Source organism: Gordonia effusa NBRC 100432 (assembly GCF_000241305.1).
GTDB classification, from domain to species: Bacteria; Actinomycetota; Actinomycetes; order Mycobacteriales; family Mycobacteriaceae; genus Gordonia; species Gordonia effusa.
In genome coordinates this window covers 1-11340 of record NZ_BAEH01000109.1, presented here as the reverse complement: position 1 = coordinate 11340, position 11340 = coordinate 1, and the positions used below count along the sequence as shown (strand labels likewise).

The window sequence follows — 11340 nt, the reverse complement described above, 5'->3', positions numbered from 1 at the left end:
GCCGCGCCAACCCAGGATGCCTACAGCCCAATCCGCCTCGACGTCGAAACTCTCGCCGCCGGCACACATCTGCGAGGTCAGATTCGACTCACCTACGCCACCTCGATGGAATACGCGTTCCTGGACGAAATTCTCGCCGCCTTCGCTGCCGCCGGCCACCTCGGCGGTCGCCGCGCCGCCGGCTACGGGCACGTTCGGGCAGATGTAGCCTGCGCTATCACTGCCGGTACACCAGACCCTGAGTGCGATTGGCGATCATCAACTGTTCAAAATCGTGATGCCGCGATCAGAATCCTCTCAACCCTGTCATAAGGAAGGGAATGGGTATGTTGTTGCGCCGCAAGGCAAACAAGGTGCAACTCCGTTTTGCTTGTCCGGCACAGATGTCCAGAGAAGGTGCCTCAATCCGGCATGCGTACTGATGGCCGAGCTGGCAACTCGTCGGTGTCACGCACCAACCAACGCAAAAAGTCGATCACGTGGCGATTCAAATTCGAGTCCACCTCAGCGACAGCGAGTTTAGCCCGCTCCCGCAACTGGGGATCAGGTCGCGGCGTGATCGCCGGATAACGATGCTTAGACGGCATAGAACCAGTCTGCCACGGTGGCTTGCCACCTATCAAGTGAGCGAGTACCGTGGTGGTGGCTAGCCACCGAGATGAAGGAGAAGAACTTGACCAAGCAAGTCATCGACCTAACCCCGAACGTGAACGGCGTGATCGCATTCGCTCGCAACATGTTGCGGACTGCGCGTCCGGGAACAGCTGATGAGCGTACCGCTCGCAAATTGCTGGCCGAATGCAATGTCACCGTAGCCGACGCGCTACTTACAGAGCACCGAGACCGAGCATGGCGGGGCCGCAGCGGCGCGACCTGGTCGTGGGACGAAAATCGACAACGATGGTCGGAGGGGAAACTGGGAACTGATCGTTCACCTGACGACAGTCCCTACGTCGAATTTGTACGCCCAAGAGAAGGAGACTAGATATGTCCAGTAACGGGAACGTCCCGAACCCAGGAGTGCTGAGCGAGATGAGGGAGAGCGACAAACAACTGAAAGTCGGCGACACGGTGCGAGAAACCTGGAGCGGCATCGAAGGTGAACTTCTGGCCATCGAGGGCGACGTCGTCACAGTGAACTGGCCCGCCGGACCCCGCCCAAGCCGACTGGGCTGGCTGGTTTCCGTAACCCGATCCAACCGCAGCACTGCGGCGGAATAGCAGCGTCCGCCAAAGGTACGACCTACCGAGACAAGGAAATTCGCAATGGATCTAGTTATTGGACTGCCGACCTCGCTGCTCCTCGTGGCTCTAGGACTGAGCGTGTTCGGGGTCGGCGCGCGGATCGCGGGATTCGTCTTTGGCAAGGGCGTGCCGATGTTCGTTTCAGTGATGGCCGGGCTTTTCGCGGCCATCGTGGTCGCACCTCTGCTGAGCATCGGATTCGGGATCGTAGCGAGTGGATCGACACCGGTGATTCGTCTGCTGCTTGCTGCGTGCGTCGCCGCGGCCGCGTGGCTCATCGTCTACCTCGATCGAGTCCTTCTGGCCGCGATGCCAATTTTCCACCAGAAGGCCGGCACAGGCACCGCGAACTGAGTCCAATAAATGTACGACCTACCGAGACAAGGAAATTCGGATGAGGAACAGATGTTGCGCAATCTGCGGACGGTGGGGCACTCGTGGCTATCGCGAGGCAGAGTCTGCCGAGGGCGCCCACGGAGATGTCGTCTGTACCAACGACCGCGCCTGTAAGAGCCGGGCTCTGCGTGCTGGCTACAGATGGCCGTGGAAATGAAGTCCAACATTCGTAGATCGAAGCAGCACAAAGACGGTTTCGAGCAATGGCAACTGGTCCACTGAACGTACGAGACAAGGAGAATTCCGGTGCACGTTGAGGTGATTGACACTGCTGCCCGGACCTACCGGTGCCAGCACGGAGTGTTCACCGAACCGCCCACACCGCTCCCCTCTGGTCCGCCGCCCGCAGTGATCGCGGTATCGCACTGGACAGGGGCAGACCCGCGGATCGAGCACCGCCAGGTCGACGGCGAGAAATATGCAGACCTTACACACGACGGCACTGTGTGGACCTACAAGCTCTCCCTCGCCTACACCCTCGACACCGAAGGTGCCGGCTACTGGCAGATCCCCCAGGGGTTCGACGTCGGCGTACTCGCCGACTGATCCATGAAACGTAAAGCTAACCAGCACAAGGAGACTCCGATGATTCAGATTGCCCTCGTGGTAGTGATAGGAATATCAGCCGTCATCACGGCAGTGTCCATTTGGATGAATTGTAGCCCACGCACCTACTGGCCAGCCGAGGCGAGGATGGCGCACTGGTGGAAGGGCCTGCGTGATCAGGAGTATCGAGCCCAGTTTCGGCTGCAAATTCATCAGAGCGCTACAGGTGTGTCCGTCATCCGCTCGTCGGATACAACCAGTATTACGGCTATTTATCCCGTCCGCGGAAGTCGAGTCAAATGACAGACGGCTGGGTGTCCGAGGTCGCCAACCTGAGAGAATAATGGGGGGATTTGGGCGATGGAGGGTCGATGGTGAGCGAAGACCTGAGTGTTTCGGAGGTCGGAGATTGCGGCGAAAATGCCGTTGTTCTAGCATTCTCTGATTTGCTCACGGCAGTGTTCGCGCACGCTCCGGGCCGAAGGGGCGGACCGATCCGGGCTAGCGAAATCACTAGGCGAGCCCCCTTTATTGGCGAATCGTACCTGAGTCAACTCCGCCGTGGGAACGTCATCCAACCAGGTTTCAGTGCGATAGTTGCGATCGCGGCTGCGGCCGAGATTGACTTGAGCTTTTTCACAATCAATTACCATGTTCGGCGCGCTGATTGGGTAATGCGAGATCGTGTGCTTGACGCCCGTATCGATTATCGACCACATTATCTGCGTCTAGCGCTCTCTCTAAGAGAACTTCCGTTAGAGGCACAACGTGAGATAAACACACTAATTGAAGTTCTGCACCGCGAAGAAATATCAACCACGTTAAGGAACTCGGAAGAACGCTCGCAGGAAGATGCGCGACTCGCTAACCGGCGACGGGCGGACGAGCGCATCGTAGCGGCGGGTTTCGAGTCACGAAGCGCGTGGCTGGCCGAATACTATGACCGTCAGCAATGGCCAGTGGCGATGTGTGCCAGTCACCTCGATCTGCCTCGCACCACAGTCGTGGAATGGCTAGCTTCCGCAGGAATTCCAACGCGCCGGTTAGGTCCACTTCCCGGAGTTCCCCAACGCCGAACAGATCACCTTCCGCCGGCGAGCGATCGTGGGAACCTCCCAATGACTGGGAAATCGGTGCCTGGACGCCTGGGATCTGATGGCACCCGCTTGCAATGTCACGAGTGTGGCGAATGGTTTGTCGGTCTGGCTACCCACATCAGAGATACACACGGGATCACCGCTGCTGAGTACCGCGAACAGTGGGGACTTCCGTCACGGACGGCCCTAGTCGGCGAGGCGCAGCGAATTCAGCACAGAGCCTACGCGCTACAGAGGTACGCCCTCGCAGAGCGCGCGGGCCGCGCTGACCGCCGAGGACTGGCGGGGACCGGCCCAGTGGAACCTGGGGCAGCGCTGGTTCCATTCGAGGAAACCGCAGCCACGCTATGGCAGCAGCGATTACACGCAGCAGGGTGGGAGACATGGCAGGACGCAATTAGTTGGGCCAACGCCAATGACGCCAGTTTGGCGTCGATCGCTCGCAAACTCGGAGCGGCTAATAGTGATGACGTCGCCAGAGCCGCCGCAGGCAGTGGCGTGCATTTGCAAACGCCGACCCAGCGGCGACTAGAGCGGGTGGCTAAGCATCTCGCCGCGCATGGAACTCTTCTGACTGTCACCGAAGAACTGTCGAGGTGGTTTGCGGATATTCGCCATAGGGAGAGCGTGTCGGGGTTTGCCCAGGACGTCGCGACAACACTCGACTCCCTCGATCCGCGATGGCGGCTCACCGGCGAAGATCGGCGCGCGGCGCTGAGGGAAGCCGGACTGCAATCCCGGCGAGAAATGTGGCACTACAACAACACGCACGACAAAATTGTGGAGGCCGGATTCCGCGATGCGACCGCCCTTCTGCGATGGGCAATCGAAAATCATGTCGGAACCATTGAAATCGGCGACCTGATCGGCGTGAAAAGTGAAACAGTTTTGGCACGCCTTCACAACGCCAGCCGCTTAGACCCATACGCTGCGACGGCACATCTTATTTCAAGTCGCTCCGGACACCTCGAAGATGACGGAGAACGACAACAATGCCACGAGTGCGGACTGTGGTTCCCCATGCTTGACCAGCACATCTCCGTCCATACAGGCGTTGACGGCACCGCGCTCACCACAGATCTCTACCGAGAGAAACATCAGTTGTCGCCGGAAGTGCAACTGCGCGGCTCGGCGCAGTGGCGAAATGAGATGTGGCATAAGCGGCTAGAAGTTGCGGGGTTTGACTCGTGGGAAGCCGCAGTTGCCTATGCAGCCCGAACACATATAGGTCACTACGAACTTGCCGAACTACTCAACGTCGGAAAGCGACACATATGGGCACTGCTTTCAAAAACTCAAGAGGAATCGGGATGGCCTGCTACGGCCGAATTCCGAGACAGCCACTCAGGTCACCTGGCTGATGACGGCACACGGGTGCAATGTCACGAGTGCGGACTTTGGTTCCGTAGCCTCAACCGCCACGTGACCATCCACCGTGACGACACCGGGACAAAACTGAGCGCAGACTCCTACCGGGACCGACACAACTTACCTGCCGCTCGGAAGTTGATGGCAGGCGATTGAGTCCACGTCTGGATAACTCTCGACTAGGTTTGCCCCACGCGGTCATACCATGCGACTTTGCCGACTATCAAGTTGGCAGATAGAGTGGTGGCTAGCCACCGACGAGAGGGGTCTACCGTGAACAGCACACGAGGTGAAGCATGAATCAATCACGCCCTCGATTTGAGACGAGGTAGGCAACAATGATCGAAGAGCAAAACACAAATTGACAGGGAGGAGCCTCCGAATGGAACCCCACGATGAAGACACCGTCCGTAATAGGTTTGTGTGTCCTGGATGCGTCAACCCGATAAATAGAGATCGCGAGACATGCCCGCGATGCGGCCGCTCGATGAGTGAGGTGAACGATTTCTTTCTCTGGGAACGCGGCCAGTAGTCGTCGCGATCGATGAATCGACAAGTGGTAGTACAGGTGCGTGCTGAGTTGCCGCATGGAATGAGTTCGGGGCGACCGTGGGGGCCGAGTCTCGATGGGATTCTGGCAGCGGTGATCTGGCGGCGATGTAAAGCGGAGGCCGCGCTTCGGGGCGAGGTGCTTACCTATGACCCGGCTGCCGGGTCTCCTCCGGATATGGACTTGCCGTTGGCGCGCTGCACGTTGTCGAGTGTGTGGCATTGGCAATGCACCTTCGGCCGGCTAGATTCGCCGGCGGGCCTCGACCCGCGAATACGCACCCGCCGCACGGATCATGCTGCATTGCAACGACTCTCGGCAGAGATCCCTAAAGGTGTGCACGATTCGCGCGGCCATTACCGCAAGCGTGTTGTTCCCGCGTTAGCGTCAGTGAGTACGGCGGCGACGTGGTGGGCGGTAGGTGATCCAGATCGGTTGCGGCTATTGCTGGGCGAGGTGCCGGCGATCGGCAAACACCGTAATAGTGGTGAGGGGCGCGTCAGTGAGTGGACGGTGCGGGAAATGCCTGGCCTGGATGAGTGGTGTGCGGGGCATATGCATGAACCGCGACTTCTGGGCCGATCAGCTGCACCGGAATGTGTGAAGGATCAATTGGCGGACTTGCGTCATGGTGGTCGGGCTCGTTTTGGGGTGCGCGCTCCCTACGCCCATCCGAGTCGTCATGTTGACGCGTATCTTCCCGGAGAATAGAGACGTAGAGTGGGGTTAGAGATAGGCGAGACATCAGGGTCTGCCTACAGAGAATGCGAGGGGAAAGTGCTTGTGAGACAGAGATATACCTCTGCTATGGGACGGTGTACGCGCCTGTCTGTGGGCTTGTCGGAGGTGGAGTTGGCGCAGGCTGCGGGGACCGATAGTGCCGCGCTTGCCGAATGGGAATCCGGCCGACGGTCGGTGCCCAACGTGGCAGCCAAGGTGCTGACTGTGCTGACTGAGGTCGTCGGCGCGGCAGCACTAGAGACTGTGCGACTAATCGAAGAAGGTAGCAGGTCAGGCAGGATCGTCACGTTCAGCACGGATGACGCCGTCAAAGTTGCGACCGGAGGGGCAATCACCTCGGTTCGGGTGCATCGAGTGTGCGCCGGACGAGCGGCATTGGCGGTGCCCGATGCGCAAGTGGTACGCCGCCTCGACGGCGAGGAAGATCGCCAGGCGTGGATGCTGTGCGTGGCAGCGGCATTGGGGATGGGCCTAGAGCAGGTATTGAAGTACTTCGACATCCGCCGCCGTGCGGGGGAGTTTTGGCTTCTCGGATCGCGGCCGGCGCCGGAAGCGGTTCTTAGTCAGGTGGCTGATATTGCCGCTGAAGCCATCGTTCACGTGCAGGAGTTGGCGGACCTTGTCGACCCGGATGATCCGACTGTGCGCGTGTGTACCACCGACGCCCACATGGGCGCTCACTGGCCGCAGCACAGTGATCTCCCGTTGGTAACACATCAGGTGTGTGCCGCGCGTGCTGCGGTGAGCGCCGGCGCCGATCTCGTTTACATGCCCAGCTGATCTTTTATGAGTTCCACACGCACTGCATTCACCGGTTTCGGGGTCATCGACCCCGAAGCGGGCACTGTTGATGAGGCCGGTGTTAAGGCTGCCGGGGTAGTCGCTGAGAAGTTCTACGACGGCATGGAACAGGCGCGGATCGACGCCGAACTGGCTGACCGAATCCTGGACGGAACCACAGCATTAACTCGGGCAGCACGAGATCGCGATCGAGCGTTCCCCCGCGACCTGTCGTCTGTTGAGGGCGATCGCAAACGGCGGCGACTACCTGCGGCCGGTGCGCTGCGTGCTGGGCTGTCGTCGCGGCAGCGTAAAGCCCGGTCGGCAGCCAAACGGCGCGTTGTGGGGTCCGCGCCACGCTCGCAGGTGCGGGAGATGCAGCGGACAATCTCAGACCCAGGGCGCTGGACAGACGTGAATTCCGCACTGCGTGCGTCGACGGGCAATGCGCAACACCTCAGCGCACCGGATCGGGCGTCAGTCCAGCGAATGGACCGACTAATCCAAGCTTATGAGGCCGATAATGGGCGTGGCCACGTGGTCTACGCGGTCATCGAGCTGCCCACGGATACCGCGGTGGCCAGTCGCGACGATGTGCCGGCGACATTGCAGCGCGGTGCCCGGATTTCGTTCGACCAGTACACGATGTGTTCACACACTTTGCATGAGGCAGCGGCTGCCGTCGAGCGCCGACGAGACCAGGGGGCAGAGTCAGCGACAGTGATCGTGGAGATAGAGACGACTCGCGGAATGTATCTTGGCCGTTCGGACTCACTCGATGACACCAGCCATGTCCTGCCACGTGGAATGGCCTTGCAGGTAACGGGCATTGATCCACACGCTGACTACCGCACTCGGCGAGGTCTTGACTCGACCTTGGTCGTTCAGTTAACCGACTCGCCCCGCTCACCCGATTACCAGCCGCCAGTAACTGGGCGGCGTGTTTTTCGGGAACAACGCGCCGAACGCGCTGCGCGAGCAGCTGCACAAGAAAGAGGCACTGTGCGATGACAACTAAGAGAAGCGGCATGACGGGAACTGATCCGCTTGTGGTGCATGACGATATCCGTCACGGCGTCAACCGCTTTCGCCCACTCGGTGAGGACTCGGCGGCGGGGCAATTCACTCTGCGAGTTGCGCGTAGCACCGCCAGTTTCACCGCACCCACTCTTCTCGCATTAGCCGAACAGGCCCGGACTCAGCACCAGACGATACACAGCGACACCGCGACGCCTCCGATCTATCACCGTGTTGACGATGAATATCGTTGGTGGACAGGACAAATCACAGGTGCGCCCTCTGATATGGCTACTCGTGTACGGCAGTATGCCGCATGGCTTTATGGGGTGTCAGTCAGTCACGTGACGGTCTCGGGCGGCCCACCCCCGACACGATGATTCCTCAGGTCGACAAAGGTTTGGATCTCACTGTGCTGCAAGGTATTCGCGGTACACGGATCGATCATGCACATCTGCTGGCACGCATCGAAGAATACTGCGATGGGCAAGGATGGGTAGCGTGGTCAGGCGGCAAAGATAGCACCGTAGTTGTTGACCTTGCTCGTCGTGTCGACCCGAACATTCCCGTGGTCTTCTATGACTGCGGCCTGGACTATCCCGAGACGCGCACATATCTCGCTGAGATGGCAGATCGGTGGGGACTGAATTTGCATGTTGTGCCCACCCGACCGGACCTGCTGACGGCTTTAGTCGCCGCCGGCGACTTCGATCGATCGCGACCCACGCAAGACTTGGGAATCGACATGCGGGCCGCGATGATCACAGCCCCTGCCCGTCGAGCACATGCCGTTTTCGGTGACCTCAATCTCTGGGGTGTTCGGTCAGCCGAGTCAGTCGGCCGCCGGCGCCTACATCGCACGCAACTTGCACGCAACGATGATGACCATGGTGGCATCGTGCGTCGCAGTGATGGCACCAGCAGCTACAGCCCGATCTGGAACTGGCAAGACGCCGCGGTGTGGGAATACCTCGCGGCACGAAATATCGAGCCCAACCCGGTGTACAGCAAACTATCTGCTCTCGGCGCCACGGGGAAGGACCTGCGAGTCGATGCCATGATCGACCCCCGACATCTCGATGCCGGCCAAGTGCGGCGACTCGCCCACGGCTGGCCGGCGCTGTTCGCAGGTCTCACCGAAGCGCTGCCAACCCTCACTGACTACCTCTAACCCACTCTTACCTCATACCGTGCCCGGTATGAGGTAAGAGTGGGTTATTGTGTTGTGTCGCTTGGTTGTTGGTTGTCAGGGGGTGGGGTTATGGTGGTTTTAGTTCCGGCGAGACATAAGGGTCTGCCGGGCTAATCGGAAGGTATCGCCGTGAATGCTAAGGCTGATGGTGGGTTAGATCTGTCGCAACTTCTCCGAGGCGTTGAGTCGTCTGTGATGTCGGGGCTATTGGTGGTGGAGTGGGCCGAAGATGAGATCCGTTGTGCCGCTGAGCGATGGCCGGAGCACGCTGATGTTCTGTTTCATGCTTTTGGGTTTGTGCGGCCTCGGAACGGGGTTGGGCGGCAAGAGAATTTGTATCGGAGTTATGCGCGGGAGCTGCTAGAGCGGCTTGTGTCGGGTGAAGATACTCGGTTGGGTACGACTGCGGAAGTCCTTCTGGCGCTGTGTGCGACGAGTTTGAACGCGCCGCTGAGTCACGTCGGGCTTGGGTTGTACTTTCGGCTATGGGAAACGGCGGGCATGCCACCTGTCAGCGATGATGGAGTGCATTACGAGGCATTGAGTGCGGTTAGCATCGATGCCGCCGAGATTGACGCTCGCCGCTTTTCACAAGTTGCTGAGCGGATGTTCATTCCGCCGGAACAGTGCGATGGTCTGCACCACGGCAGAGTTGTCGCTTGCCGCTATGCGAAGTCGCCGCTGTGAGCGGCGATAGCGGGGTGTTTGTCGTGATGGAGCGTGACCCTGACGGCGATGTGTCTGCGACGGTTTTTGTCGATGGTCACGAGGTTGAGGCCACTACAGTCACAATTGATCCTGGCCGGGGGTGGACTCGGGATGAATGGGTTGAAGCTCAGGCTGAGATGTTGGCCGGTGTGCCGTCTGAGGCTCGCGACGTTGTGCGGGCCGCGTTCGCTCGCCACGATCAAAGCCAGTTCATAGAGGAAGAGGGGATGACTTATGTCATCGTCTGATTGGCCATTTCGGCTTACTGCGCAGGGTTCGGCCGACGCGGGTTGCAGGGAACTCGAAACGCTGCTGGCCGGTATACCGCCTCGAATCACTGTTGAGGATCAATTGGTGGACAACGGGGTGCGGGCGTCGTTTGCGGCGGTAGCGCTGATTCCCTACGCGAAGCGCGTGGGTACCTATGAGCAGGAATCGGTTTCGACAGTGATGTCGGATTTGCTCAATGATTTACGGCATCTGTGCGATCTGGTCGGGCTCGATTGGGAACAGGCAAGCGAACCAGGGCATTACGACTACGAGGTCATGCACGAAGACTGACGGGTGCGGGTTATTGTGTTGTGTCGCTTGGGTGTTGGTTGTCAGGGGGTGGGGCTATGGTGGTGTTAGTTCCGGCGAGACATAAGGGTCTGCCGGGGGTTCTCAAGAGTAGGAATTTCTCAAATGACTGTGGTGATGGTTCGTGTCGGAGTAACTGGTGATTGCTCGATCATTGAGGCGAAGGCGGGCGAATCGCTGAGTGAATTGCAAAGCGCTGTCGGCGGTCTGATCGACGTCGTGTCTATGGAAGCCGGAATCGATATGTGGGGAGGAGATAATGCGATGCACGCCGAGCCGGTTAATCGGGTGGCGTCGCGATTGCTGGCCTCGATGGGAGGACAGCCGGTGTATTGGGGGCCGGTGGTTTTTGCCGGGTGCGACAGTGCAGGAACCACGGTCTCATTGAACCGCGATCAAGCGACAACGCTTGCCGGTTGGTTGAGACGGGTGGGAGCCTTCGTCGCTGCGCAGTGCGTCATTGAGCGGTTCCAGGTGGCGCAGTAAAGCGTGGTCTTACAAAGCGTCTGGGCGAGACATAAGGGTCTGCCCAGGGAAATGAAAGGTACGAACAAATGACGGTTATCGATAACGTGACCCCTACCGGTGCATTGAGTGCTGAAACGGTGGGTGAGTGGGTCCCGGTTGAGCGTGCCCGCGAATTGGAGAGTCAGATCGCCCGTGAGCGTGAGCTACGGGTACAGGCGCAGGAGACCGTTGCGAGGTTGCGCAACGAGGACATCGAGCGGAATGCGGCGGCGCGGGAATGGGCCGATGACAACGATCTGTGCCATCAGTTCGAGGCGTTCTGCGAGAGTTACGGCTGGGAAGGCCGCACCAACGATATGGACGTGACAGTGATTGTGAGTGTGGCGGTGCCGCTGACTGTGGGAGATGTGCCGCGAGATGAACAGTTCGCGGACGATTTGGCTGACCGTATCGACCACCAGATGATTGTCGATCTTCTTGAGGATGTGTCGAGTGATGCTATTCGGGAGTTTCGGGTGGCTGAGTATTCGCGTGCGTCGTAGTATTCGCGTGCGTCGTAGTGCGCGGTGGGTGTGATCGGTTGGGGGCAGTTTTCTTTTGGAGGTTGCTGCCCCCAACCGTAGGCCGTGGGTGCGGCTTGGTCCGTGAGCGGA

At 59.4% G+C, this 11340-nt stretch carries 15 protein-coding genes and 1 pseudogene; 15 read left to right on the top strand and 1 reads right to left on the bottom strand.

Annotated features, from left to right (window positions below):
- Positions 1 to 192, bottom strand: a 192-nt coding sequence (locus GOEFS_RS19170) for a hypothetical protein (RefSeq protein ID WP_040525625.1), incomplete at its 3' end; no start/stop codon positions are given.
- A gap of 481 nt (positions 193 to 673) precedes the next feature.
- On the opposite strand from GOEFS_RS19170, the gene GOEFS_RS19160 reads away from it, so the two are divergent.
- The 15 genes and pseudogenes from GOEFS_RS19160 to GOEFS_RS19090 all read left to right on the top strand — a co-directional run bounded on the left by GOEFS_RS19160 (position 674) and on the right by GOEFS_RS19090 (position 11229).
- Positions 674 to 985: a hypothetical protein gene (locus GOEFS_RS19160; RefSeq protein WP_007319606.1), complete on the top strand. Its 312-nt coding sequence runs from the start codon at positions 674 to 676 to the stop codon at positions 983 to 985.
- A 2-nt stretch (positions 986 to 987) separates the two neighbouring features.
- Entirely contained in the window at positions 988 to 1221 is a 234-nt protein-coding gene (locus tag GOEFS_RS19155; RefSeq protein WP_007319605.1) for a hypothetical protein, read from the top strand.
- A gap of 45 nt (positions 1222 to 1266) precedes the next feature.
- The gene (locus tag GOEFS_RS19150; RefSeq protein ID WP_007319604.1) at positions 1267 to 1599 is read left to right on the top strand and encodes a hypothetical protein; all 333 of its coding nucleotides are present in this window, start codon (positions 1267 to 1269) and stop codon (positions 1597 to 1599) included.
- Positions 1600 to 1887: 288 nt separating this feature from the next.
- Positions 1888 to 2187 carry a hypothetical protein gene (locus GOEFS_RS19145; RefSeq protein ID WP_007319603.1) on the top strand — a complete coding sequence of 100 codons (300 nt, stop codon included), beginning with the start codon at positions 1888 to 1890 and terminating at the stop codon, positions 2185 to 2187.
- Positions 2188 to 2558: 371 nt separating this feature from the next.
- Positions 2559 to 3491, top strand: a pseudogene (locus tag GOEFS_RS23985) (MucR family transcriptional regulator); the annotation flags it as partial.
- Between the two features lie 219 nt (positions 3492 to 3710).
- A complete protein-coding gene (locus GOEFS_RS22975) occupies positions 3711 to 4808 on the top strand; it encodes a Ros/MucR family transcriptional regulator (RefSeq protein WP_245549910.1) in 1098 nt (365 codons plus the stop codon).
- Positions 4809 to 5196: 388 nt separating this feature from the next.
- Positions 5197 to 5913, top strand: coding sequence for a Csf3-related protein (locus GOEFS_RS19130; protein ID WP_007319600.1), 717 nt, complete (start codon positions 5197 to 5199; stop codon positions 5911 to 5913).
- Between the two features lie 120 nt (positions 5914 to 6033).
- Positions 6034 to 6723, top strand: a complete 690-nt coding sequence (locus GOEFS_RS19125; protein WP_211600681.1) for a helix-turn-helix domain-containing protein — start codon at positions 6034 to 6036, stop codon at positions 6721 to 6723.
- Between the two features lie 6 nt (positions 6724 to 6729).
- Positions 6730 to 7734, top strand: a complete 1005-nt coding sequence (locus tag GOEFS_RS19120) for a hypothetical protein (protein WP_007319598.1) — start codon at positions 6730 to 6732, stop codon at positions 7732 to 7734.
- 322 nt (positions 7735 to 8056) lie between these two features.
- Entirely contained in the window at positions 8057 to 8911 is an 855-nt protein-coding gene (locus tag GOEFS_RS19115; protein WP_007319596.1) for a phosphoadenosine phosphosulfate reductase family protein, read from the top strand.
- A gap of 150 nt (positions 8912 to 9061) precedes the next feature.
- Positions 9062 to 9619, top strand: coding sequence for a hypothetical protein (locus tag GOEFS_RS19110; protein WP_007319595.1), 558 nt, complete (start codon positions 9062 to 9064; stop codon positions 9617 to 9619).
- Positions 9616 to 9888 carry a hypothetical protein gene (locus GOEFS_RS19105; protein ID WP_040525614.1) on the top strand — a complete coding sequence of 91 codons (273 nt, stop codon included), beginning with the start codon at positions 9616 to 9618 and terminating at the stop codon, positions 9886 to 9888. The genes GOEFS_RS19110 and GOEFS_RS19105 overlap by 4 nt, the downstream gene beginning before the upstream one ends.
- Positions 9875 to 10201: a hypothetical protein gene (locus GOEFS_RS19100; protein WP_007319593.1), complete on the top strand. Its 327-nt coding sequence runs from the start codon at positions 9875 to 9877 to the stop codon at positions 10199 to 10201. The genes GOEFS_RS19105 and GOEFS_RS19100 overlap by 14 nt, the downstream gene beginning before the upstream one ends.
- Positions 10202 to 10324: 123 nt before the next feature.
- Complete coding sequence (locus GOEFS_RS19095; RefSeq protein ID WP_007319592.1) at positions 10325 to 10705, top strand: DUF3846 domain-containing protein; 381 nt, start codon at positions 10325 to 10327, stop codon at positions 10703 to 10705.
- 68 nt (positions 10706 to 10773) lie between these two features.
- On the top strand, positions 10774 to 11229 hold the full coding sequence (locus GOEFS_RS19090) for a hypothetical protein (RefSeq protein WP_007319591.1): 456 nt from the start codon (positions 10774 to 10776) through the stop codon (positions 11227 to 11229).
- The last annotated feature ends 111 nt before the right edge of the window (positions 11230 to 11340 follow it).